This window comes from Pseudoalteromonas amylolytica (assembly GCF_001854605.1).
Taxonomy (GTDB): Bacteria; Pseudomonadota; Gammaproteobacteria; order Enterobacterales; family Alteromonadaceae; genus Pseudoalteromonas; species Pseudoalteromonas amylolytica.
The window spans coordinates 375,063-399,604 of record NZ_MKJU01000025.1 but is presented as its reverse complement, the minus strand read 5'-3'; the positions used below and the strand labels follow the sequence as shown (position 1 = coordinate 399,604).

General features: G+C 42.8%; 20 protein-coding genes. 6 read left to right on the top strand and 14 right to left on the bottom strand.

All coding sequences use genetic code 11. The features are described from left to right. Positions 1–3: 3 nt before the first annotated feature. Complete coding sequence (gene gltB / locus BET10_RS08285) at positions 4–4,458, bottom strand: glutamate synthase large subunit (RefSeq protein WP_070984866.1); 4,455 nt, start codon at positions 4,456–4,458, stop codon at positions 4–6. A gap of 525 nt (positions 4,459–4,983) precedes the next feature. Further along, positions 4,984–5,331 (bottom strand): Grx4 family monothiol glutaredoxin, encoded by a 348-nt coding sequence (locus BET10_RS08280; RefSeq protein WP_070985589.1) that lies wholly within the window; start codon positions 5,329–5,331, stop codon positions 4,984–4,986. A gap of 241 nt (positions 5,332–5,572) precedes the next feature. Between BET10_RS08280 and BET10_RS08275 the strand changes: the two genes are divergently transcribed. The 4 genes from BET10_RS08275 to BET10_RS08260 all read left to right on the top strand — a co-directional run bounded on the left by BET10_RS08275 (position 5,573) and on the right by BET10_RS08260 (position 11,118). Then, positions 5,573–6,154, top strand: coding sequence for a Fe-Mn family superoxide dismutase (locus tag BET10_RS08275; RefSeq protein WP_070984864.1), 582 nt, complete (start codon positions 5,573–5,575; stop codon positions 6,152–6,154). 203 nt (positions 6,155–6,357) lie between these two features. After that, on the top strand, positions 6,358–8,280 hold the full coding sequence (locus BET10_RS08270; protein WP_070984862.1) for a PrkA family serine protein kinase: 1,923 nt from the start codon (positions 6,358–6,360) through the stop codon (positions 8,278–8,280). A 27-nt stretch (positions 8,281–8,307) separates the two neighbouring features. Next, positions 8,308–9,591 carry a YeaH/YhbH family protein gene (locus BET10_RS08265; protein WP_070984860.1) on the top strand — a complete coding sequence of 428 codons (1,284 nt, stop codon included), beginning with the start codon at positions 8,308–8,310 and terminating at the stop codon, positions 9,589–9,591. An 18-nt stretch (positions 9,592–9,609) separates the two neighbouring features. Beyond that, the gene (locus BET10_RS08260) at positions 9,610–11,118 is read left to right on the top strand and encodes a SpoVR family protein (protein ID WP_070984858.1); all 1,509 of its coding nucleotides are present in this window, start codon (positions 9,610–9,612) and stop codon (positions 11,116–11,118) included. 36 nt (positions 11,119–11,154) lie between these two features. Here the strand turns inward: BET10_RS08260 and BET10_RS08255 are convergent, their stop codons facing one another. Both BET10_RS08255 and BET10_RS08250 read right to left on the bottom strand, forming a co-directional pair. After that, a complete protein-coding gene (locus BET10_RS08255) occupies positions 11,155–12,153 on the bottom strand; it encodes a sensor domain-containing diguanylate cyclase (protein WP_070984855.1) in 999 nt (332 codons plus the stop codon). A 4-nt stretch (positions 12,154–12,157) separates the two neighbouring features. Continuing rightward, the gene (locus BET10_RS08250) at positions 12,158–13,162 is read right to left on the bottom strand and encodes a response regulator (protein WP_070984852.1); all 1,005 of its coding nucleotides are present in this window, start codon (positions 13,160–13,162) and stop codon (positions 12,158–12,160) included. A gap of 220 nt (positions 13,163–13,382) precedes the next feature. Between BET10_RS08250 and tpx the strand changes: the two genes are divergently transcribed. After that, positions 13,383–13,964 carry a thiol peroxidase gene (gene tpx / locus BET10_RS08245; protein ID WP_070984849.1) on the top strand — a complete coding sequence of 194 codons (582 nt, stop codon included), beginning with the start codon at positions 13,383–13,385 and terminating at the stop codon, positions 13,962–13,964. A 70-nt stretch (positions 13,965–14,034) separates the two neighbouring features. Here tpx and adk read toward each other — a convergent pair whose 3' ends face one another. The 4 genes from adk to BET10_RS08225 form a co-directional block, all read right to left on the bottom strand. Next, positions 14,035–14,679 (bottom strand): adenylate kinase, encoded by a 645-nt coding sequence (gene adk, locus BET10_RS08240; protein WP_070984846.1) that lies wholly within the window; start codon positions 14,677–14,679, stop codon positions 14,035–14,037. Positions 14,680–14,835: 156 nt separating this feature from the next. Beyond that, entirely contained in the window at positions 14,836–16,749 is a 1,914-nt protein-coding gene (gene htpG / locus BET10_RS08235) for a molecular chaperone HtpG (protein ID WP_070984843.1), read from the bottom strand. 350 nt (positions 16,750–17,099) lie between these two features. Further along, positions 17,100–17,705, bottom strand: a complete 606-nt coding sequence (gene recR, locus BET10_RS08230) for a recombination mediator RecR (protein WP_070984841.1) — start codon at positions 17,703–17,705, stop codon at positions 17,100–17,102. 155 nt (positions 17,706–17,860) lie between these two features. After that, positions 17,861–18,097 (bottom strand): DUF3024 domain-containing protein, encoded by a 237-nt coding sequence (locus BET10_RS08225; RefSeq protein WP_083330473.1) that lies wholly within the window; start codon positions 18,095–18,097, stop codon positions 17,861–17,863. Positions 18,098–18,299: 202 nt separating this feature from the next. Here BET10_RS08225 and BET10_RS08220 point away from each other — a divergent pair, with 202 nt between their 5' ends. After that, on the top strand, positions 18,300–19,247 hold the full coding sequence (locus BET10_RS08220) for a site-specific integrase (RefSeq protein WP_070984837.1): 948 nt from the start codon (positions 18,300–18,302) through the stop codon (positions 19,245–19,247). 141 nt (positions 19,248–19,388) lie between these two features. Here the strand turns inward: BET10_RS08220 and BET10_RS08215 are convergent, their stop codons facing one another. From BET10_RS08215 to BET10_RS08195, 6 genes are all read right to left on the bottom strand, one after another. Next, positions 19,389–19,715 (bottom strand): YbaB/EbfC family nucleoid-associated protein, encoded by a 327-nt coding sequence (locus tag BET10_RS08215; RefSeq protein WP_070984834.1) that lies wholly within the window; start codon positions 19,713–19,715, stop codon positions 19,389–19,391. A gap of 57 nt (positions 19,716–19,772) precedes the next feature. After that, complete coding sequence (gene dnaX, locus BET10_RS08210) at positions 19,773–22,022, bottom strand: DNA polymerase III subunit gamma/tau (protein ID WP_070984833.1); 2,250 nt, start codon at positions 22,020–22,022, stop codon at positions 19,773–19,775. A gap of 1 nt (position 22,023) precedes the next feature. Continuing rightward, on the bottom strand, positions 22,024–22,569 hold the full coding sequence (gene apt / locus BET10_RS08205; protein ID WP_070984831.1) for an adenine phosphoribosyltransferase: 546 nt from the start codon (positions 22,567–22,569) through the stop codon (positions 22,024–22,026). Positions 22,570–22,728: 159 nt separating this feature from the next. Beyond that, positions 22,729–22,851, bottom strand: a complete 123-nt coding sequence (locus BET10_RS21975; protein WP_275423248.1) for a hypothetical protein — start codon at positions 22,849–22,851, stop codon at positions 22,729–22,731. 69 nt (positions 22,852–22,920) lie between these two features. Beyond that, positions 22,921–23,667 (bottom strand): HvfC family RiPP maturation protein, encoded by a 747-nt coding sequence (locus BET10_RS08200; protein WP_070984829.1) that lies wholly within the window; start codon positions 23,665–23,667, stop codon positions 22,921–22,923. After that, positions 23,667–24,509, bottom strand: coding sequence for an HvfB family MNIO-type RiPP peptide maturase (locus BET10_RS08195; RefSeq protein ID WP_070984827.1), 843 nt, complete (start codon positions 24,507–24,509; stop codon positions 23,667–23,669). The genes BET10_RS08200 and BET10_RS08195 overlap by 1 nt, the downstream gene beginning before the upstream one ends. Positions 24,510–24,542 lie beyond the last annotated feature (33 nt).

The window sequence follows — 24,542 nt, the reverse complement described above, 5'->3', positions numbered from 1 at the left end:
CCCCTATTGAGCCTGCACACGAAGCTCTGCGCTACTGCGCGCTCTATGCCCTAATAGGCTTTTTACATCGCTCGATTTTGGCTTTACCAATTTAAACATTGGTAAGTACAAATCAAAATTAGCTAACACCTGCTCTGCCCTTGACGAACATGTTAATTCAAGGTGTTCGGCAATCAGGCCGCGTAAATGCTCTTGATGAGATGGCAATTGTGTTAGCTCTACAACTTCAACCAATTCTGGGTTAATGCGTTTAGCAAAGTCGTTACCTTCGTCTAAAACATACGCAAAACCACCAGTCATACCCGCACCGAAGTTGACACCGACAGCACCTAAGATACATACAACGCCACCGGTCATATATTCACAGCCATTGTCTCCTACTCCTTCGACAACGGCTTGCACGCCCGAGTTACGAACAGCAAAGCGCTCGCCAGCTCGGCCCGCAGCAAACAACTTACCGCCCGTTGCACCATACAAACAGGTGTTACCCATAATAGTGGCTTGGTGACTGGCAAAGCTTGACCCCATAGGTGGTCTAATAACCAACTTACCACCGGCCATGCCTTTACCCACGTAATCGTTCGCATCACCCACCAGCGTCATTTCTAGGCCGCCAGCATTCCAAACACCGAAAGACTGACCCGCAGTACCATGTAATTCAATCGCAACTGGGTCCGCTGCCATGCCCTGATTACCGTGTTTACTGGCAATATAGCCCGATAGCATGGCACCTACAGAGCGGTCTGTATTACTGATGCGATTAACTAAAGAGATCCCAGTTTTGTCATCAATTGCTTGCTTTGCTTTATCCAACAGAAGCTCGTTCAACTGACCTTGGTAGTGAGAAGTATTTGCTGCGCTGCAGTAAAGCGTTTCACCCGATGGGTTATTTGGCTTAGCAAGTAAACCTGACAGGTCTAATTTAGCTTGTTTGGCAGTGCGCCCTTCTATCATCTCTAGTAAGTCAGTACGACCAATAAGATCAACCAAGCGAGTGACACCCAATGCCGCCATCAGCTCTCGAGCCTCTTGCGCAATAAACTTAAAGTAGTTCATCGCCATGTCTGGTAAACCGTGATAATGCTTTTGGCGCAATGTTTCATCTTGAGTAGCAACACCCGTTGCACAATTGTTCAAATGACAAATACGCAAGTACTTGCACCCTAAAGCAACCATAGGACCTGTGCCAAAGCCAAAGCTCTCCGCACCCAAGATGGCAGCTTTGATGATGTCTAAGCCCGTTTTCAAGCCACCATCTGTTTGCAAGCGAATACGGTGACGTAGTCCATTTTCAACCAAAGCTTGTTGAGTTTCGACTAAACCCAACTCCCACGGGCTACCTGCATACTTAACTGATGTCAGTGGACTTGCGCCTGTGCCTCCGTCATAACCTGCAATGGTAATGAGATCGGCATATGCCTTTGCCACACCTGTCGCTATCGTGCCAACCCCAGGCTCCGATACCAGCTTGACCGAGATTAAGGCATTTGGATTCACCTGTTTTAGGTCGAAAATAAGCTGCGCCAAGTCCTCAATTGAATAGATATCGTGATGTGGTGGTGGTGATATTAAAGTCACACCAGGCACAGAATAACGCAGTTTGGCAATATAAGGCGTGACCTTTTCACCCGGTAGTTGCCCACCTTCACCCGGTTTAGCACCCTGTGCCACTTTGATCTGAATTACATCAGCACTATGTAAATAATGAGGTGTGACACCAAAGCGACCAGAGGCTACCTGTTTAATTCGTGAATTTTTCTCAGTACCAAAACGAAGTTTATCTTCACCCCCTTCACCTGAGTTAGAGCATCCACCTAAGCGGTTCATCGCAATGGCTAGCGCTTCATGGGCTTCGGGAGACAGGGCGCCAATACTCATCGCTGCTGAATCAAAACGTTTGTAAAGCTCTGTTGCAGGCTCTACATCATCGATATTGACTGGGGTCTGAGTTTTTAGCGCCAGTAAATCTCGTAAGTTCGTCACTGGGCGATTGTTTACCAGTTGTGCATATTTCAAGTAGTCTTCATAACTACCCGAACGTACCGCTACTTGAAGGCTTTGCACAACATCTGGGTTGTAGGCATGATATTCACCGCCGTGAACATACTTAAGCAATCCACCATGACTTAACAGCTTGCGCTTGCTAAACGCTAGTTTATGTAACTTTGCCTGATCCTCAGAAAAGTCTTCAAAACATGCACCTTGAATGCGATTAGCAACACCTTTAAAGCACAGCTCAACCACACTATCTGACAGCCCTACCGCTTCAAATAACATTGAGCAACGATATGACGCAATGGTGCTGATCCCCATTTTCGACATGATCTTGTACAACCCTTTGTTAATCGCATTGCGATAAGCCAAGGTGACTTCTCGATAAGTTTTTTTGATCACGCCCGAGTCACACATCGCAACCAAAGACTCATAAGCCAGATAAGGGTATATCGCTGTTGCTCCAAAACCGAGTAATACAGCAAATTGATGCGGATCTCTGGCACTGCCTGTTTCAACAATAATGTTTGAGTCGCAGCGCAGGTTACTATTTACTAACCTTTGTTGCACCGCTCCAACAGCCATCGCCGCAGGTATCGGAAGCGTGCCTTCACTAATCTCACGGTCGCTGAGTACCACCATGACGCAACCAGCTTGCGCTTTTTGCTGAGCTTCATCACAGACTCGAATAATGGCATTTTGTAAGCCTTCTTCCTGTGTGTACTGCAAGGAAACTTTACAGATAGAGTAATGTTCGTCATCTGCATTGCGTAACTGCTGCATATCAGAGTAAGACAATACGGGTGAATCAAATTGTAAGCGCTTGGCGTGTCCGGTCGTCTCATTAAATACGTTTTGCTCTCGGCCAATACAGGTTGCCAATGACATCACGTGATTTTCACGAAGTGGGTCGATCGGTGGATTGGTCACTTGCGCAAATTTTTGACGGAAATAGTCAAACAAAGAACGGTAACCCTCTGATAGTACAGCAAAAGGTGTATCATCTCCCATCGAGCCAGTTGCTTCTTGGCCGTTTTGGCCCATCACCCGAAGCACCTGCTCTAGCTCTTCGTTGCTGTAACCGAATAATTTCTGATATGTCAGTAGCGTTTGCTCATCTAAATCTCGACCACCAGCCTGCTGTTCGTCTAGTTGTTCAAATGGCGTTAACCGCTTGACGTTTTGTTCTAGCCAAGCTTTGTAAGGGTGTCGAGCCTTGAGGTCTTGGTCAATTTCATCCGATTGCCAAATTTTGCCATGTAACGTATCGACTACCAGCAACTCCCCAGGACCAACACGACCTTTATCGATAACTTCATCCGCCGCATAATCCCAAATACCCACCTCAGATGCGAGCGTGATAAAACCGTCTTGCGTCAGTACATAACGCGCGGGTCGCAAGCCATTTCTATCTAAGTTACAAGCTGCAAAGCGCCCGTCAGACATAACAATACCTGCAGGCCCATCCCATGGCTCCATATGCATTGAGTTAAAGTCATAAAATGCACGTAAGTCTTCGTCCATCGCTCGGTTCTTCTGCCACGCTGGAGGTACAAGCATACGCATAGCACGAAATAGATCCATTCCGCCTGCTAGAAACAGCTCAAGCATGTTATCTAGGCTAGATGAGTCAGAACCTTCTTCATTAACAAATGGCGCTGCGCTTTGTAAGTCAGGCAATAAAGGCGAAGAGAACTTGTAAGCACGTGCTCTAGCCCATTGACGGTTACCCGTGATGGTATTGATTTCACCATTATGAGCCAAATACCTAAACGGCTGAGCTAACGGCCAACGTGGTTGTGTATTAGTTGAAAAACGTTGGTGGAACACACAAATCGCGCTGGTCATACGCATATCAGCTAAATCAAGATAAAAGTTTGGCAAGTCCGCTGGCATCATTAGCCCTTTATAGACGGTGACCAAACCAGATAAGCTCGATATATAAAACTGTTTATCATCGAATAAACGCTTCTCAATGCGACGTCTAGCAATGTACAAGCGACGCTCAAGATCTTTAGGGCGCCAACCTTCAGGCGCACTCACAAATACTTGCTCAAACTTTGGTAACTGTTTTAACGCAATTGGACCTAGCATAGATGGGTCGGTGGGTACTTCTCGCCAACCAACAAGCGTCAAGGTTTCTTTTTCTAATTCTTCATTAACAACTTTTCGTGCTGCTTGGGCAAGTTCACTATCAGTGTTTAAGAACATCATACCAACCGCATAATTCTTTCCTAGTCGCCACTGTTGCTCAGCAGCAATAGCACGGAAAAAGCTATCGGGTTTTTGTAATAATAATCCGCAGCCATCACCAGTTTTACCATCGGATGCAATACCACCACGGTGCTGCATTCGGTCTAACCCAAGAATTGCCGTGCGAATGAGTTTGTGGCTCGCTTGACCATTGATATGTGCTATCAAGCCAAAGCCACAGTTATCTTTTTCTAGTGCCGAGTCATATAACATGGACTCCTCCCCTTGCTACAACTGCCATTGGTTACACTTCTAACGAGATTTTTGACAGATATTCAAAACTAGCGAGGTTTTATATTGGAGTCAACACAATTATGAATACATATTCATTAACATGAATATTTCTCATTGGTATGACAAATTAACCGAAAGTAAGAAAAATCGCTCAACACCGTAATAAATGACTAAAAAAAGACCATGACACCAGTGTCAATTTAAATTAAAAGTTAACAAAAAAGCCCCCAACACTCAGTTTACGTAAACGTAAAGAAGTTAAATGATGAATAAATATTCACATAACCCTTGCTTACTAAGCGTCGTTTTAGCAATGCTGTGCATATTATTCAACAGGCTTTTTGATCACATCGAGTTGGCACTCGCAATGAAGGGAAATTATCAGAAGGTAAAGTTAACGTTGACGTCAACTTTCATTCAATACTTAAGAGTTACTTGCATGCTAGGTACAAAAAAGCCCAACTTTTAGTTGGGCTCAAAGTGAATTGCTCTGATTGCAGTGGCTTACTCAGCCGAACTAGACTCTTCAGTCTTATATTTTGCTGCTGTTTCTTGAATTAGTGGCTGTAACTCACCACGTTGAAACATTTCAATGATAATGTCGCAGCCACCAATCAGCTCACCTTCAACCCATAGTTGTGGAAAGGTTGGCCAATTAGCGTAATGTGGTAATTCAGCGCGGATATCTGGGTTAAGAAGGATATCAACATACGCAAATTGCTCGCCACATGCCATTAATGCTTGCGCAGCTTGTGACGAAAAACCACAGTTAGGTAATTTTGGAGAGCCTTTCATATAAAGAAGAATCGGGTTTTCAGAAATTTGCTGTTTAATTTTATCAATGGTTTCCATCTTTAACCTCAAAGTGACGATAGCGTTTTGGTCTGTGATAGTAATGCGTGCTTGAAATATCACCATTAAGACCACATTTACGATTAGTATTAAGGCAACGCCATTGCTGTTTGCCAAAACTTGAGTAAAATACTCGGGAATTATAGTATCACTATAATGCCAATTCGTATAGAACAGAGCAGTTATCTACGCTATGTTTGGTATTCTGATTTGGCATTCAAACAACAAAATGGAGATTAACATGGCATTTGAACTACCGTCACTACCTTATGCAATCGATGCGCTTGAGCCTCACATTTCACAAGAAACTTTAGAGTTTCACCACGGTAAGCACCACAACACTTACGTTGTTAAACTAAACGGATTAGTTGAAGGCACTGAATTCGCTAACAAAACTTTAGAAGAAGTGGTATGTAGTTCAGAAGGTGGAGTATTTAACAACGCTGCGCAAATCTGGAACCACACATTCTACTGGCACAGCCTATCACCAAACGGTGGTGGCGAGCCGGCTGGTAAAGTAGCAGAGCTAATCAACGCTAAATGGGGCTCATTTGCAGCATTCCAAGAAGCGTTCAACGACAAAGCCGTAAACAATTTCGGTTCAAGCTGGACTTGGTTAGTACAACTAGCAGATGGTTCACTAGATATCGTGAACACTTCAAACGCTGCAACACCGCTTACAGAAGCAGGCGTAACACCAATCCTAACTGTTGACCTTTGGGAACACGCGTATTATATCGACTACCGCAATGTTCGTCCTGACTACCTGAAAGGTTTCTGGGCATTAGTTAACTGGGAATTTGCGAACAGCAACCTAGCTTAACAATTACGACTTATTCGGCAATAGAATTATTGCAATAAAAGGCACTTTCAGTGCCTTTTTTATTTCCTCGTTTTCCGCACACAAATGCATTAAATATTTGGAATTTTTAGGCAAATTTCAAATATCAAGACTAAGCTTAAGATAACCTTTTCCTTTGTAGATAAAACAGCTTTTTTTATGTAAGCAGGTTATTGGAGGTCGTTATGACGATATTTGAACACTACCAAGCCAGATACGAAGCAGCACAAGAAGAAGAGTACAGTATCGCCGAGTTTCTAGAGATCTGTAAAGAAGATAAATCGGCCTATGCAAGTGCTCCTGAACGCTTATTGATGGCCATTGGTCAACCTGAAATGATCGACACTGCAAGCGATGCACGCCTTAGCCGGATTTTCTCTAACCGCGTGATTGCACGCTATCCTGCTTTTAGCGAATTCTACGGAATGGAAGACGCGATAGAGCAAATTGTGTCTTATTTAAAACACGCCGCCCAAGGGCTTGAAGAATGTAAGCAGGTACTCTATTTGCTAGGCCCCGTTGGTGGTGGTAAGTCATCCATTGCTGAAAAGCTAAAATACTTGATGCAACAAGTACCTATATACGCAATCAAGGGCTCGCCTGTAAATGATCATCCACTTTCCTTATTTAACCCAATTGAAGATGCTGAACTACTAGAAAAAGAATATGGTATTAAACCCCGCTACCTAAAAACAGTGATGTCACCATGGGCGGCAAAAAGGCTACATGAATTTAACGGCGATATTAGCAAGTTCAGAGTGGTTAAGCGCTATCCATCTATTTTGGACCAGATTGCTATCGCTAAAACAGAGCCTGGCGATGAAAATAATCAGGATATTTCGGCCCTTGTAGGTAAGGTAGATATCAGAAAGCTTGAGCACTATGCTCAAAATGACCCAGATGCTTATTCGTATTCGGGTGCTTTGTGTCTTGCAAACCAAGGCTTAATGGAGTTCGTCGAAATGTTTAAAGCACCAATCAAAGTGCTTCACCCGTTGCTTACAGCCACTCAAGAAGGCAATTACAACGGAACCGAAGGGATTTCAGCACTCCCCTTCAGTGGCATGATTTTGGCGCACTCAAACGAGTCTGAATGGCAGACCTTTAAGAATAACAAAAACAATGAAGCGTTCTTAGACCGTGTTTATATTGTCAAAGTACCTTACTGTTTGCGTGTCTCTGAGGAAGTTAAGATTTATAACAAACTCATAGAAAATAGCGAACTGGCGCTTGCTCCATGTGCTCCAGGAACGCTTGAGACTTTAGCAAAGTTTGTTTCACTGTCCCGAATTAAAGAACCTGAAAACTCAAGCATCTACTCAAAAATGAGAGTATATGATGGAGAAAGCTTAAAAGACACAGATCCTAAAGCAAAATCCTATCAGGAGTATCGCGACTATGCGGGTGTTGATGAAGGTATGACTGGGCTATCTACCCGTTTCGCGTTTAAGATCCTCTCTCGCGTATTCAACTTTGATCACGCAGAGGTTGCTGCAAACCCCGTACATTTGTTTTATGTACTAGAACAGCAAATTGAACGTGAGCAATTCAGTGCCGAATTACAGGAGCGCTACTTAAGCCACCTTAAGGGCTATCTCATTCCTCAATATGTTGAGTTTATAGGTAAAGAGCTACAAACCGCTTATCTAGAATCTTACTCTGAATATGGCCAAAACATTTTTGACCGCTATGTTACTTATGCTGATTTCTGGATCCAAGATCAGGAATACAGAGACCCCGATACCGGCCAGTTGTTTGATAGAGCAGCCTTAAATGCTGAACTTGAAAAAATTGAGAAACCTGCTGGGATCTCTAACCCTAAAGACTTCCGTAATGAGATAGTTAATTTTGTTCTACGTGCTCGTGCACACCATAATGGGCAAAACCCTGTTTGGACCAGCTACGAGAAGCTACGTACCGTTATAGAGAAGAAAATGTTCTCTAATACCGAAGAGCTGCTTCCTGTTATTTCGTTCAACGCTAAAACTTCGGCTGAAGATCAGAAGAAACATGAGGACTTCGTAAACCGCATGGTTGAAAAAGGCTATACCCAGAAGCAAGTACGATTACTCTCTGAATGGTATCTAAGAGTTAGGAAATCACAGTAAGACGATTAGAAACTGAGAGGGTGATTTATGGCGCATTTTATAGACCGTCGCCTGAACGGTAAAAACAAGAGTACCCTAAACCGACAACGTTTCATTAGACGTTATAAAAAACAGATAAAAGAAGCCGTGTCGGATGCTATCAATAAACGCAGTGTTACTGATACAAGTAGCGGTGAGAGTATCTCTATACCACAACGAGACATCAGTGAACCTATTTTTCATCAAGGTAAAGGTGGAGACCGTGAGCGGATCCACCCAGGCAATGATCAATTTAGTACTGGTGACAAGATCCAACGTCCCCCTTCGGGTCAAGGAGGGGGCGCAGGCCAAGGCGATGCCAGCGACCAAGGTGAAGGCGAAGATGATTTTGTGTTTTCTATCTCCAAAGATGAATATCTGGACCTACTATTTGAGGATTTGGAGCTACCAAACTTAAAACAAAGTCAGCTAGATAAGCTAGTACAAATGAAAACGCATCGTGCTGGTTTTTGTAACGATGGGATGCCAAGTAACTTAGATATAGTGCGCTCACTACGCGGGTCGCTCGCACGTAGAGTTGCCATGTCTGCGAGTAAACGTAGACGTCTGGCAGATGCTGAAGAAGAGCTACAGGCTCTACTAAACGAACCTGTACCACCTCAACAAAAAATTACTGAGCTTGAAGCGGAAATGGCTGATCTAAAGCAAAAAATCGCAGCGGTCCCTTTTATAGACAACTACGATTTACGGTTTAGAAATTATGAAAAACGCCCTCACCCTACAAGCAAAGCGGTAATGTTCTGTTTGATGGATGTGTCTGGGTCGATGGACCAAGCAACAAAAGACATGGCAAAGCGCTTTTATATTTTGCTGTATCAGTTTCTTACACGCACTTACAAAGATATTGAAGTGGTGTACATCAGACACCATACTCAAGCCAAAGAGGTTGATGAGCAGGAGTTTTTCTACTCGCAAGAAACTGGTGGAACAATTGTTTCTAGTGCTTTGAAGTTGATGGATGAGATTGTCAAAGAGCGCTACTCTCAAGGCGACTGGAATATTTACGCTGCACAAGCTTCGGATGGTGACAATTGGGCAGATGACTCTCCTCATTGTACGGATATTATGACCAATAAATTACTCAAGGTTGTGAGGTACTATGCCTATATTGAGATCACTACCCGCGCACATCAGAGTTTATGGCGGGAGTATCAAGCAATTGCTAATACTCACGATAACTTCGCAATGCAGCACATTCGCACCGTGGAGGATATTTATCCCATCTTTAGAGAGCTGTTCAAGAAAAACCGTCAACAACAAGGCGCAGCTTAGCCACATTGGAGGAAGCTTATGAGTTATAAGCCAATGAATGATGGGCCTGATTGGACCTTTGATCTGCTGAATGAATATCAAGTTGAAATTGCCCGTGTCGCAGAACATTACAGGTTGGATACATACCCAAATCAAATAGAAGTGATCACCGCTGAGCAAATGATGGATGCGTATTCGAGCGTTGGCATGCCAATTGGCTATAGTCACTGGTCATTTGGTAAAAAGTTTATTGCAACCGAACAAAATTATAAGCGCGGACAAATGGGGTTAGCTTATGAAATCGTTATTAACTCAGATCCATGTATAGCCTATTTGATGGAGGAGAACACTCTTCCGATGCAAGCACTTGTAATGGCACATGCGTGCTACGGACATAATTCATTTTTTAAGGGGAATTATCTATTTAAAACGTGGACTGACGCATCATCTATCATTGACTACCTAGTCTTTGCGAAGAATTACATCGCCGAATGTGAAGAAAAGCATGGCATCGATGAAGTAGAAAACTTGTTGGACTCATGCCACGCATTGATGAACTACGGCGTTGATCGATACAAACGCCCCCAGCAAATTTCAATGTACGAAGAGCAAAAACGTCAAAAAGAGCGTGAAGACTATCTGCAATCACAAGTAAACGAACTTTGGCGTACCATTCCAGTGAGCCAGCAGGAAGAACGCATGAAGAAAGTGCGTTTTCCCAGTGAGCCACAAGAAAATATTCTTTACTTTATTGAGAAAAATGCCCCTTTATTAGAATCATGGCAGCGTGAAGTCATTCGCATTGTGCGCAAAATATCCCAGTACTTTTACCCACAAAGACAAACCCAAGTAATGAATGAGGGCTGGGCTACGTTCTGGCATTATACAATTTTGAATCACCTCTACGATGAAGGAAAAGTGTCAGATGCCTTTATGTTGGAGTTTCTACAAAGCCATACTAACGTTGTGTATCAGCCTCCATACAACAGCAAGTTTTACTCCGGTATAAACCCTTACGCGCTTGGCTTTAACATGATGGTAGATATTCGTCGCATCTGCGAAAACCCAACCGATGAAGATAAATACTGGTTCCCCGAATTTGCTGGAAGCAACTGGTTAGATACGCTGCATTTTGCAATGGAAAACTTCAAAGATGAAAGCTTTATCAGTCAATTTTTATCTCCAAAGCTAATTAGAGATTTCAAGTTATTCACCATTATCGATAAACAAGCAAACCCGCACCTAGAAGTGGGTGCTATTCATAACGATGAAGGCTATCAAAAAGTGAGAGCATCACTGTCCGCACAGTACAATCTAAGTAACAACGAGCCGAATATTCAAGTGTATGACGTGGATGTTAGAGGGGACCGTTCCCTGACCCTAAGGTATGTTCCACAAAATGGCATTCCGCTTGCGGAGTCAAAAGCAGAAGTTTTAAAACACCTCTACAGGCTTTGGGGCTTTGCTGTACGGCTTGAACAAGCCAACGAAAATGGGGAAGTACAAGTCATTGCACAATGTCCCGTTGTTGAGGAAGAAGAAGATTAGTCACTTATTTAAGTAACACAAGCGAGCTTGTGTTACTTAATTTGCTTTACTCGCCTTACTGGTGTCTTTTTTCAACTCTGGCGTATATTGAGTAACTTGGTTTCGACCAGACTCTTTTGAGTGATATAAAGCCATGTCAGCGGCTTCAATCCATTGTTCATGCTTATTAAATTTTGGGCTATAAGTGGCAAAGCCCACGCTCACCGTGATCTTTATTTGCTGTTCGTCATAAAAAATGGATGACTTTTCTATTAAATTTCGCAAGCGCTCTGCAAATACTTTAGCCCCCTCGGCATCCGTATCCACCAAAGTTACTGCGAACTCTTCACCACCATATCTGCCCGCGGTATCCGTTTCACGTAACGTTTTCTTTAATAGATCAGAGATATGCCTTATCGCCTCATCACCACCACTGTGACCATATTCATCATTTACCGTTTTAAAATGGTCAATATCAAACATCAATAATGAGCTACAACCATTACTACGCTTTAGTCGTAGAAACTCATTACGTAATCCAGCTTCCCAATAACCTCGGTTGGCCAGCTGTGTCAAACTGTCGGTTCGACTAATACGCTCCAGTTCATGGTTAGCCTTTTCAAGCTCAATCTTGTTCATCGCCTCATCGGTGACATCATAAATAATGATGCATATGTGCCCTACTTCGCCCGTCACCATTGATAATGGAATAATGGTAGAGTTTTGATACATGTAATCCGCTTTCCCAGTAATTGGGCGATAGTTTTTAAAACGGAAGATATAAGGCTGCTGCTCCCAGATAGTGAATGAGCGATTCTTCAGAACAAAGACCGACTCAGCTTTAGAGCGAAACCATTTTTCATCAATACTTGGAAAAATATCAAAAATATCTTTATCTTTTACTGCACTGGGCAATAGCCCTGAATGGTTTTCCATAAAACCATTCCAAACACATACTCTATACTCTCTGTCTAGCACCACTAGGCCAATGTCAACGGTATTGAACATATCCATTAACCAGTGTATTTCATTCATTTCAAAATCAGCAGCAGGCATAGTTTTAATCTTCTAATAAATAGGCGACTTTATATTTTAGGGTTTTCAGTGAATCTTCTGTAAACAGCAACATCAGGTCACAGTTAATATTATGGTTTTCTATACCATAACTGATCTCTATCGCTAACGTTCTTTGCCATCGGCTCTTATTTGCCTTAACTAAGTCAGATACATCGCAATGTTGCCCTAAAACTACAGGGTGCCCCTGACTAAAAGACATATCCAGTTGTTTTGATAAACCAGTTAAAATAGCACCGATCAAGATATTGCTAATATCCATCAACAGCTCTAATTCTACCTTATCGTTTAGCTCACCTTGATAGTTCATAAGCGATGCGACTTCTTTAAAACTAGAGTCGTTTAACAAAAGAAGCGCTTCACCAGAAACACCACCACCAATAAACCCTTGGCATACACCCGATGTACTGGCATTAGCATCAATGGCTTGCAGTGCCATATGTAACTCGCTTACTTCTAACACGTTGACATTAGGAATTGGTAACTCTACAAACACATTCAATAAACGCGCAAGCAAGTCCCCCGCTTGCCCCATTGCCACGTTTGTCAGCTCTTGATATATGTCTCTGATCTCGGGCTCTAGCTGCTCCCCCAGTTTATGGACCAAGCTTTCTCTAATCGCTCTGTCACGAATACCATGATGTTCTATGATCTCCACGAGCTTAGCTGCATCACAAGGTTTGCGAATAAAGTCTATTGCACCAAGCTCAATAACTCGCTGATGTGCGTTTGGCTGAATGTCTCCAGAAACCACGACGGTGAGTACACTTAAACCTTGTTCATTGATTGCTTGCAGAACGCCATAGCCATCCATTTGTGGCATGTTCAAGTCTAGGAAAAGAATTTCTGGTGAGTATTTTTTAATTTTTTCAATACAATCAATACCATGCTCTGCAAATTCGACTTTTATGTCCCAATCACTTGGCAACGAGCGTGCTAGCTGTCTGCGCGCCAGTTTTGAGTCATCACATATTAAGACCAATGTTGACATAAAAGCTCTCTTACATTGACAAACCACAATATTAATGAGATGTTATTAAGTGGTTGCATTTATTATTATAGGTATTCTGTATTTGAATACCGCTTATTTTTACGGCACATGTTAATAAAATCAGCCTTGATTTACAACGTTATTCCTACCGTAGGCTTGGTTCATAGCTAACAGTATAATACACTCTTCATGATTACGATAACTGACTTAGGACTTGTTTATGCATAAAGCAATCATACTGGCTACAGCATTGTTTTCAGCGCAAATTTTTGCAACAGATTTTAAAGAAAATCAAATAGATAATGGCAAGGTTAACGCGAATGGCAAACCTGTAACTTTATTAGGTAATGGCGTAAAAGTAGGCCAACAAGCCCCTGATTTTAAGGTTGTTGATGGTTCGTTTGTTCCAGTTACATTAACAGACTTCAAAGATAAAGCTGTTTTAATTAGTGTGGTACCAAGTTTAGACACCGGCATATGTAGTTTACAAACCAAACATTTTAATGAAAAAGTTGCTGGCGAATTTGGTGATGTAGTCATGCTAACCATCAGCGCCGACCTGCCTTTTGCACAAAAACGTTTTTGCCAAACTGAAGGCATAGACAAAATACAAACACTCTCAGATTCAGTTTGGCATGACTTTGGTAAAAACTACGGTTTGTATATAAAAGATATGGGATTGTTGAGTCGTGCTGTTTTCGTGCTGAACAAGGAGCACAAAATAGTGTACAAACAATTGGTTGAAAACTTGGCTACCGAGCCAAATTACGACCAGACTTTAGCGGCACTAAAAGCGCTATAAAACAGCTGTTGTAAAATATCCAGTCATAAAAAATGCCAGTCACTGACTGGCATTTTTTTGTAATCTACAATTACCCTAACAATTGTGCTAACTGCTGGCTTACAGCGTCAACTGCCTGTGTACCATCAAGTTTGTGGTATTGCGTGTTACCTGCATCAGCTTCAGCCTGATAGTATGAAACTAACGGCTTTGTTTGGTCGTGATAGATACCAAGACGCTTACGAACTGTTTCTTCAACGTCATCATCACGAATGATCAAGTCTTCGCCCGTCACATCGTCTTTACCTTCAACCTTTGGTGGGTTGTAAACTACGTGGTAAACACGTCCTGAGCCTGGGTGAACACGGCGTCCGCCCATGCGCTCAACGATGATTTCGTCAGCAACATCAAACTCAATAACATGGTCGATGCTGATACCATTTTCTTTCATCGCATCAGCTTGAGGAATAGTACGAGGGAAACCGTCAAGCAAGAAACCTTTTGCACAATCTTCTTTAGCGATACGCTCTTTTACTAGGCCGATGATGATTTCATCAGAAACCAACTGACCTGCATCCATCACTTTTTTAGCTTCTAGGCCAAGTGGTGTTCCCTCTTTGATAGCAGCACGTAACATGTCGCCAGTAGAGATTTGCGGAATACCATATTTGTCCATTAAAAACTGTGCTTGAGTGCCTTTACCTGCACCCGGCGCGCCTAAAAGGATAATGCGCATAATTATGTTCCTCGTTTTCGGAGTTTATTTGAAGTTGGCTAAATTTTTTCACATGCGTCCAAGATTCTCAAGCGACTTATACTAATTGCCTACCTTAATAGTCATATAAATGCAAAAAAGGGCCGCTAAGGGCCCTTTTAAATTTAGAACTTGAGCTTATTTACTCATTTCAAGCATCAATTTGTTCAAGCGTGTTACGAATCCTGCTGGATCTTTTAGGCTACCACGCTCTGCAAGTAGTGCCTGATCTAACAACACTTCTGACCACTGTGCAAATTTATCTTCGTCTTGTTCCACATTTAAATGTTTAACAAGCTGATGCTCAGGGTTAAGCTCGAACACAGGTTTAGCTTCTGGTACTGCCTGCCCTACTGACTCCATGAGTTTTTGCATTTGTGAGCTCATATCATGATCGTCTGCAACAACACATGCTGGTGAATCAGTTAAGCGGTGCGTAAAGCGTACTTCTTTAACCTTGTCACCAAGTACACCTTTCACGCGATCAATTAAGCCCTCAACTTCTTTTTCACTTTCTTCTTGAGCCTTTTTGGTTTCTTCGTCATCCAGTTCACCTAAGTCTAGGTCGCCACGTGTAATTGACTGTAGTGGTTTTTCAGCAAACTCTGTCAGGTGGCTCATCATCCACTCATCTACTCGATCTGAAAGCAATAGCACTTCAATGCCTTTCTTGCGGAAGATTTCGAGGTGAGGAGAATTCTTCGCCGCTTCAAAGCTGTCAGCTACCACATAGTAGATCTTGTCCTGACCTTCTTTCATACGCTCAATGTATTGCTCTAATGACACATTCTGAGTACTTTCATCTGTATGTGTTGAGCTAAAGCGCAGTAATTTTGCAACAGTCTCTTTATTGGCAGAGTCTTCCGCTGGACCTTCTTTAAGTACTTGGCCAAACTCATTCCAGAAAGTTTGATACTCTTCTGGCTTGTTTTTACCCATACGTTCTAACATTTTTAGCACACGTGATGTACAACCCTTACGAATAGCTTGGGTGATCTTATTGTCTTGCAAAATTTCACGCGATACGTTCAATGGTAGATCGTTTGAATCTAATAGACCTTTCACAAAACGTAGGTAGCTCGGCATAAACTGCTCAGCGTCATCCATAATGAATACGCGTTGTACGTAAAGCTTTAAACCACTTTGACGTTCACGATTCCATAAGTCAAATGGCGCTTTTTTCGGAATGTACAATAAGCTGGTGTATTCAGTTTTACCTTCAACTTTGTTGTGCGCCCATGTTAGAGGCTCTTCCCAATCATGACCAACATGCTTATAGAACTCTTTATATTCTTCGTCGCTGATTTCAGACTTATCACGTGTCCAAAGTGCAGTTGCGCGGTTAATCGCTTCCCACTCGCCAGGCTTGCCTTCAATCTTCTCGCCATCAGGGCCCTCTGACTCTGGCACTGGCGCTTTATACATTTCAACAGGAATTGAAATGTGATCTGAGTATTTGGTAACGATGCCACGTAATCTAAAGTCATCTAGGAATTCTTTCTCATCGTCACGAAGATGAAGAATGATATCCGTACCACGGCCTTGCTTTTCAACCTCAGCAAGCGTGTACTCGCCTTCTCCTTTAGAGTGCCATTCTACGGCGCTCTTTTCACCGGCTTTACGGGTAACGACGGTAACCGCATCGGCAACAATAAATGCTGAATAGAAACCAACACCAAATTGACCGATTAGCTGTGAGTCTTTGGCTTGGTCGCCTGTCAGGTTTTGGAAAAACTCAGCGGTACCCGATTTTGCGATAGTACCCAGTGAGCTGATCACCTCATCGCGTGTCATACCAATACCATTATCAGAAATGGTGATGGTATTGGCGTCTTTGTCTACGCTAACGCGTACGCGAAGTTCTGCGTCGCCTTCGTACAAGTTACCATTTGATAAAGCTAAAAAGCGTAGTTTATCTGCTGCGTCAGATGCGTTTGACACCAGTTCACGTAAAAAGATCTCTTTGTTTGAGTACAAAGAATGGATCATTAGGTTTAATAGTTGTTTGACTTCTGTTTGAAAGCCTAATGTTTCTTTTTGAGCTGCGGTCATTGTTCTCTCCGGTATAACCAATAGATGCAGTGTTAATATGTCAAAGGATATGGGGTGGAGTTTTTTGACTTCAAGGGGAGACAATAAATTTTTATTAAAAAAGTAGGCGCTTGCGTAATTTGTAATGCATTCTAGCACTTCAAAAAGGCATCTAAATCGTAATCTTGCTCATCGAGGTGTTTAGCGTCAAAGCACGTTAGTTAGTTTTATTTAGCGTGCTATTTCACGCTTATTTCCATTGGCTGCTAGGATATTGTTTTCATAGGCAGCTCGTAACTGCTTAGCGATAAGTTGCGGCAGCACTGCAGGTGCTAATGATGTCATTACTTACCGCTCGGTTCTATCCAACATCATGAACCGAGTGAGCGCCTGCCAGAAAATGCATGCATCAGCGTCATGCCATCAACGAGATCCAGCTCACCACCCACTGGCATACCGTGCGCAATTCTGGACGCTTCAACCTGATACTTATGACAAAGCTCACCAATAAAATGCGCCGTTGCCTCCCCTTCAACCGTCGGATTGGTGGCTAAGATCACTTCATCAATATTGCCTTGCGATAGCTTTTGTTCCAACAAATCTAAACCAATTTCTTTTGGTCCAATACCATCAATGGGCGACAAATGACCCATCAAAACAAAGTACAACCCCTGATATTGACCAGTTTGCTCAATCGCCAGCACGTCCGTTGGCGACTCAACAATACACAGTAGACGGCTATCTTGGCGTTTAACACTCTGACAAATATCACATTGCGCAGACTCAGAAAACGTTCGACACGACTCACAATGACCAATAACTTGCATCGCCTTAGTCAAACACCCACCAAGTTGCGTACCGCCATCTCGGTCTCTCTCAAGCAGATGAAACGCAATGCGCTGTGCTGATTTAGGGCCAATGCCAGGCAGACATCTTAGTGCTTCAATAAGCGCGGTTAAACTCGGTGATAATTGCATAAAATATTGTTTTCTAATTGGCTTGTTAGGATTCACCTAACATGCGTTTATTAATATTCCGAAAAGTACCACAATCATATCTGAGAGTACACAAGCTCTATCATTCCTTAACATACAGCCGTAAAGAAACCCGTCATCCTGACAAAGGTCAGGATCTAACCCCAAAAGCAGCCAAACTCATCGTTCATAACCACCTCAAGTGCACGTTCAATGGTATTCGCCGTTGGCTCTGGCTCGTAGCCATGCCATTTTAGGTTTTGCCGCAGCCAGTAAATCTTCCACACCTTTTGTGACTTAACATACGTGAGCTTTACGTTATCAAATTCATTGTATTGGGTTTTATCAAAAAAGTCCGGGCGGCGCTCAAAAATAAACACCGTCTGATTGTCAATGCGAAAAAGGTTTTTTAAAAATTATTCATAAACGGCGTGTGAAGACAACCTTGAGACAGCTATTTCTACATTAAGTGCTATCAAGCGTGATATCGCAAATGGTGCGTATCGAATTGACCCAAAAAATTTTTGGGCCACGCATTTCCCGAACTCAGTCAAAGCCGAAAGAGTTAAAGTCTTCACCGTTGGTTCTATTTTCGACATGTACGAAGAGGAAAACTATGCCGACCTGATCGAATCTCTTAAATCGAAGTTTAAAAGTTGCAAAACATGGGTAACCAAGAACAAACTGGTAGACCTCGACGTCAAAGAATTAACACACAAGCAACTAAATAATGCCAGAAAAAGTTCCGCTAAAAATTTAGCTGTTCCAACTGTAATTGAATACTGCCAAACACTGCGTCGAATCCTAGAATTGGCAGTGGAAGATGCAATAATCGAATACAATCCGTTTGTTAAGGTGCCTAAGCTTGTATCTGATGAAAAGCTTGACGAAGATGTATTGCCCTTTACTAAAGAAGAGCTATCGGCACTTTTGAATGTTGTACATGTACCTCAAACAAAAGTGATGATTGAGTTTTTAGCCTTGACTGGCTTACGCCCAGGCGAAATGAAAGCGCTTGCATGGGAGGATGTTTTTCTTGACGAAGGTAACTTAACAGGCCACATAGATATTAAGTTTAATCTAGACCGAAAAGGAAAATTGAAAACACCTAAGACAAGATCAGGCAAACGCACAGTAGAACTCTTGCCTGCAACGGTAGAGTTATTGATTGAGCAAAAGAAGCGATCTTATTCAGTACAAGCTATTGATGAAATAATACACCTTAAGCATGGTAAAACCAAAACTGTAACGCGCCGTCGTGTTTTTCTGAGCCGCGAAGACAAACCATTTAAGCGTCCAGAACTAACAACTGCTCCAAAACAATGGGCTAACTGGTTAAAAAAAGCTAAATTAACGCACCGACCTCCGTATCAACTACGACATACATACGCAAGTCGTATGCTAAAGGCTGAAGCTAACCATGTATGGCTTGCCAAACAAATGGGACATGCTGATTGGGGTATGATCCTTATCATCTATGGAAAATGGATTGATGAAGGCCGTGATGAGATAAATAAAGTTGCCGCCAATTTAGCATTACTCTGATAGTCAATATTGAGTACAGACACAAAGCCCAAATTAAATAATTTGGGCTTTTTTATTAGTAGCTCTTGGTATCTATTTGGTATCCCTAAACTTCAATCATAAAAATAGCGCCTGAAAGCGCTATTTTTATGGGGTTCTTAATTAGAACGGCATTTTGAAGCCTGGTGGTAATTGCATACCGCCTGTAACTTCTGCCATTTTCTTTTCAGACTCTTCAGCAACGCGGCGCACTGCATCGTTACATGCCGCGGCTAGTAGGTCTTCAATCATGTCTTTGTCATCTTCCATTAGACTTTCGTCAATTTCAACACGACGTACATTGTGGCTACCTAGCATAGTCACTTTTACTAAGCCTGCGCCTGCTTCACCTGTTACTTCTAAACTTTTAATGTCTTCTTGGGCTTTTTGCATGCGCTCTTGCATTTGCTGCGCTTGCTTCATCATGTTACCCATTCCACCTTTAAACATAATATGCTCTCTTACATCAATTCAATTGGGCTAAAAGATAAGGGCTATTGTCGTTGATTACAATGCCTGAACTGTATTTTCGTCGACCGTTGCATCAAATTCTTGCACAAATTGTACTACGTTAGCATCCTGATTAATGACATCTACAGCCTGCTGATAACGGTCGGCGTCTATTTTCTGTTGTATTAAATAAGGTGAATCAATCACCCCTGGCGCAAAACTTATGTCGAGTTGTACTTCGTAGCCATATATCTCACATAAGGATGCTGTTAACTTTTGCCTCAACATCGGGCTATCAAGATGTTGCTGGCTTTGGTCTACTTCTAACTGAAAAGTATGCCCATCTTTGGTAAAAATTGAATGCAGTGCAAATTGACGCATTCGTCCACCAAGCCCCATACGTTTAATTAAGTGCGCCCATTCGTCTTGCTGGTGGGCAAATTTAATATCACTGATTGGACTGCTGAAGTCTTCAGGCACAGGAATACTTGGTGCTTGTGGCTCGACCTCTTTTTTAATTTGAACAGGCGCTATTTGCTGCAATAGCTCTGGCGCTAGTTTACTTTCATCCGTTTTATGTCGCGTTTTAAAGTCAGCTTTCTTTTTGACTGGTGTCGGTGCCTGGCTTATTGGCGCTGGCTGCGCCTGCGGCTTTTTTGCACCATCCTCCGACGCTCTCACCAACTGGCCCGCACCGGATATATTTCGGTTTTGCAAGATACGAGCAATCGCCGATTGCGCTTGTTGCTCTTTGTCAGCAAGATTTGCAGCTGGGTTTTGGCCCTGTTGCGCCTCGGGTGACGGCGACGATGGTGCTTGCTCAGTAGGTTGCTGCTCAGGCGCTGCCGCAAAGCCTTGTTCACTTGCTTGTGCCATCACCTGTTCATACTGCTGTGAAAACTCTTGTTGTAGCGCATCGTCTATATCATCTGACTCAGCATGCACGCCCATCTCAATTGGCTGCAGTTGAGGTGCCAAAGGCTCATCAGGAGTTTCTACTACAGGCTCCGTCACTGGCTCTTGTACAGCCGGTTGCTGAACCTCAGTTTGCTGCGGCTCAGTCTGCGCCGCCTGTGAAACAGGGTTTAGTGTTTCAGGCTTTACCAAAGACGTGCTGGCAGTAGCGCTATCTGACTTTTTAAGTAGCGCACGCAAGCCCCCTACTTTGCCGTTAGCATCTTGTGTAGGTTGAGCTGGTGTTGACGGTGCGGTTGTCTGCAAGTTCGTTTTTTCAAACGCCAACAAACGCAACATTAGCATTTCAAACCCTAGCTTTTGCTCAGGAGCCCACTGTAGGTCTCGTTTACCATTAAGTAGCAATTGATAATATAGCTGAACCTTTTCTGGGCTAAGCTGCTGCGCCAAAAGCGCAACATCTTGAGGTTCAAAATCGCTCAAGCGGGCCGCTTGTGGTACCAACTGAGCCAACTGCATAGCATGAGTCAGTGCTATCAAATCATCTAACACACTAACAAAATTGCCATTTTGCATTGCTATATTGTCCACCGCTTGTAGCAATGTTTCAGCTTCCTGACAGGCAATCGCCGTCAGTAAAGTGACTGCATGTGCGCTATCCATCAACCCCAGCATTTGCTGTACTGCAGCTAGCGTAAGCGCACCATTGGTTTGCGCAATAGCCTGATCAGTCAAGCTCAAAGCATCTCGCATACTCCCGTCAGCCGCTTTTGCTAACGCTTGTAGTGCTGGCAGCTCAAAACTAACTTGCTCTTTGGGCAAGATATCGCTCAATTGCGTAATGATCTCTTGCTGTGACATCGCATTGAGGTTGAACTGTAAACAGCGTGACAAAATGGTGACGGGTAACTTTTGAGGATCCGTTGTTGCAAGCAAAAACTTGACGTGTAGCGGTGGCTCTTCAAGAGTTTTCAATAAGGCATTGAAACTATGCTTGGACAGCATGTGCACCTCATCGATTAGGTACACCTTGTAACGGCCGCGAGTCGGTGCATACTGCACGTTATCAAGAATTTCTCTGGTATCTTCAACTTTTGTTCTTGAAGCCGCATCTATCTCAATGAGATCAATAAATTTACCGGCTTCAATATCCAAACAGCTATCACATTGACCACAAGGGTTAGAGGTAACGCCTTGATCGCAATTAAGGCTTTTGGCAAAAATACGGGCGATGGTCGTTTTACCAACGCCCCGGGTTCCGGTAAATAAGTAAGCGTGGTGCAACCTTTGTTCATTCAACGCATTGACCAATGCCTGCTTAACATGTTGCTGTCCCACCAGTTGGTGGAATGTTTGCGGACGCCACTTTCTTGCCAGAACCTGATAACTCATATTATTCGCCTTCGAATTCTACGAGCTTAAGCACCTTAATGCCCATATCCACCACGCGCTGTTCGCCGCCAAGCTCAGGTAGTGACACAACAAATGCTGCATCTGTCGCATTGCCACCTAAACGAGCAACGAGTTTAGCTGTTGCTTCAATGGTTCCGCCTGTCGCGAGCAGGTCATCAACTAACAGCACTTTGTCTCCTTCAACAATTGCATCAGCGTGCAATTCCAGAATGTCTTCTCCGTATTCTAGTTGATAAGCCTGTGAAATGACTTCTCTTGGTAGCTTGCCTGGTTTGCGTACCGGGATGAATGGAATACCTAAGGCATAAGATAAAGGCGCTCCGAAGATAAAGCCACGCGACTCAGTACCGATTATTTTTGTAAAACCTTGGTCTTTATAAGCCGCAACAAAACTATCTACGGTTGCTTGAAACGCTGCTGGGTTTGCCATAAGCGTTGTTACGTCACGAAACATAATACCCGGCTTAGGGTAGTTAGGAATAGTAACAATACTGTCTTTGATCATAGACGAATTAACTTGTGTCATTTTGGCACGCTTTGTTAAATAAATATTCAAAACATTGATTATAACAAGATTGACCAAACATGGAACGCTATGGAAAGGGAATCTGAAGGAAACTGCTCAGAACGATGCTAAAATGTACAAAAAAGGCTGCAAATGCAGCCTGTTCAATTCTTAACTCGCTTAAACAGCGAGCGCTGTTGCCCAACCAAGAATCGCATTTAAACATCCAATGCCTGCAAAAACAGCAAGGAATGCAATGAAGTAAGTTGCATTGAACGGATCTTTAAATTCACCTTTAGACATAATACTACCTTATTTTTAGCACGACAAAACGGCGCACATAATAATCGATATGCCCTAAGGGTTAAAGTCTTAATGTGAGTTTTTACTCGCAATAATGCTCAGTTGTGTAAAGGCTGATAATGTTTGCTGCGCACCTTGGTAAAGTTGTTCAAAGCTAAACTGTGGTAGCTGCTGATGCACAAGCTCAATTAGTTTTCTCAGCACAATACCCGGGTTTTGCGCTATTACTTGTAGTAGCATTGCGGTCATTGCATTTGACGATATGAAAGCAACTTCCTCTTCCTCGTCTCGATAAATGACAAAACAACAAGGTTGCTCACTGGGTTGTTGGGGCTGAAAATCTTTGCTTATTTGATGTACAGGATACTGATAACTCAGATTTCTAGCCGTGTCTTTAAAATACAGTGGTTGCTGCTCAATATCATCGATAGTGATGTAGTCATCGCTACTTTGATATACAGCCACATCAAGCTCAGACCACTCATAATGAGCAAGTTCTAACATAAACTGAGGGTCACTTGCTTGGCGTTCATACTCAAATTGTAAGTAATGTAAAAACTCCTGACTGATCTCTAAAAAGTAAGGCGATTTGCAATCGTGCTCGACAAAAAATTGTCTCACCAGTGCTTGCCAGGTTGATTCATCATATAAACTTTTCAGCACGGGAAATGCTGACGATACAAAGCCCTCGATATTATTGAAAAATAACTCTCGATAAACTTCAAGTCGACGGTCTTCGATGTTATCAGGGGCCGATTCTTTTTCTGGGTTTCTAATATGCGCCATAAAAGCGTTTTGTACATCGATGAACGACATTAAGCCACCCCTTTGACATGCTCAATAAACGGCTTTTGGATAGTCTGAATATGTGCCAGCTCTGATTGTAAATCAGCCATACTAGGAATATTGAAGTCTCTTTCTAGTAAAGTTGGAAATACGCCGTGTGATCTGTACGCCTGTTCTAGAAGTTGCCATACAGGATCACAAACCGGCGCGCCGTGAGTATCTACTAGTAAATCTGCGGCTTCTTCATAGTGACCGGCAACGTGTCCGTAGGCGATTCGCTCCCGTGGCATAGCTTGTAAAAACTCTAATGCGTTATACCCGTGATTAATACTGTTAACATAGATATTGTTTACATCGAGAAGTAAATCACAGTCAGCCTGTTCTAATACCGCTAGCGTAAACTCTAACTCTGACATCTCTTGGCCAGGCGCGGCATAATACGACACATTCTCTACCGCTATGCGCCTTTGTAAAATATCCTGAACCTGTCTGATCCGCTTTGCAACATGACCTACGGCTTCTTCTGTAAACGGGATTGGCATTAAATCGTACATATGCCCTGTTCCGGAGCAATAACTTAAGTGTTCACTATAAAGAAGAATATTATGTTCATCAAAAAACTGCTTTAACTCCTTCACAAAATCAACATCTAACGGGGCGGGAGATCCCAGCGATAATGACAAACCATGACAAATAAATTTATGCCTTTGGGTCAACTCCTTAAATTGACGACCGAACTTGCCACCCATTTTGAGCCAGTTTTCAGGGGCTACTTCAAAAAACTGCGCCTGTTTTGGAGCATCAATCAATAGCTCATCCAACATTTCTCTGCGCAATCCTAGTCCTACCGCACCTAGTTCACTAATTTGCATTCTCTACCTCTACATAAAGACAGAGCAACCTAG

What these genes read in the sequence shown, in the direction of transcription:
- gltB (WP_070984866.1), bottom strand. Translation starts at nt 4,458, where the DNA reads ATGTTATATGACTCGGCACTAGAAAAAGATAACTGTGGCTTTGGCTTG.
- BET10_RS08280 (WP_070985589.1), bottom strand. Translation starts at nt 5,331, where the DNA reads ATGGAAACCATTGATAAAATTAAACAGCAAATTTCTGAAAACCCGATT.
- BET10_RS08275 (WP_070984864.1), top strand. Translation starts at nt 5,573, where the DNA reads ATGGCATTTGAACTACCGTCACTACCTTATGCAATCGATGCGCTTGAG.
- BET10_RS08270 (WP_070984862.1), top strand. Translation starts at nt 6,358, where the DNA reads ATGACGATATTTGAACACTACCAAGCCAGATACGAAGCAGCACAAGAA.
- BET10_RS08265 (WP_070984860.1), top strand. Translation starts at nt 8,308, where the DNA reads ATGGCGCATTTTATAGACCGTCGCCTGAACGGTAAAAACAAGAGTACC.
- BET10_RS08260 (WP_070984858.1), top strand. Translation starts at nt 9,610, where the DNA reads ATGAGTTATAAGCCAATGAATGATGGGCCTGATTGGACCTTTGATCTG.
- BET10_RS08255 (WP_070984855.1), bottom strand. Translation starts at nt 12,153, where the DNA reads ATGCCTGCTGCTGATTTTGAAATGAATGAAATACACTGGTTAATGGAT.
- BET10_RS08250 (WP_070984852.1), bottom strand. Translation starts at nt 13,162, where the DNA reads ATGTCAACATTGGTCTTAATATGTGATGACTCAAAACTGGCGCGCAGA.
- tpx (WP_070984849.1), top strand. Translation starts at nt 13,383, where the DNA reads ATGCATAAAGCAATCATACTGGCTACAGCATTGTTTTCAGCGCAAATT.
- adk (WP_070984846.1), bottom strand. Translation starts at nt 14,679, where the DNA reads ATGCGCATTATCCTTTTAGGCGCGCCGGGTGCAGGTAAAGGCACTCAA.
- htpG (WP_070984843.1), bottom strand. Translation starts at nt 16,749, where the DNA reads ATGACCGCAGCTCAAAAAGAAACATTAGGCTTTCAAACAGAAGTCAAA.
- recR (WP_070984841.1), bottom strand. Translation starts at nt 17,705, where the DNA reads ATGCAATTATCACCGAGTTTAACCGCGCTTATTGAAGCACTAAGATGT.
- BET10_RS08220 (WP_070984837.1), top strand. Translation starts at nt 18,300, where the DNA reads ATGTACGAAGAGGAAAACTATGCCGACCTGATCGAATCTCTTAAATCG.
- BET10_RS08215 (WP_070984834.1), bottom strand. Translation starts at nt 19,715, where the DNA reads ATGTTTAAAGGTGGAATGGGTAACATGATGAAGCAAGCGCAGCAAATG.
- dnaX (WP_070984833.1), bottom strand. Translation starts at nt 22,022, where the DNA reads ATGAGTTATCAGGTTCTGGCAAGAAAGTGGCGTCCGCAAACATTCCAC.
- apt (WP_070984831.1), bottom strand. Translation starts at nt 22,569, where the DNA reads ATGACACAAGTTAATTCGTCTATGATCAAAGACAGTATTGTTACTATT.
- BET10_RS21975 (WP_275423248.1), bottom strand. Translation starts at nt 22,851, where the DNA reads ATGTCTAAAGGTGAATTTAAAGATCCGTTCAATGCAACTTACTTCATT.
- BET10_RS08200 (WP_070984829.1), bottom strand. Translation starts at nt 23,667, where the DNA reads ATGTCGTTCATCGATGTACAAAACGCTTTTATGGCGCATATTAGAAAC.
- BET10_RS08195 (WP_070984827.1), bottom strand. Translation starts at nt 24,509, where the DNA reads ATGCAAATTAGTGAACTAGGTGCGGTAGGACTAGGATTGCGCAGAGAA.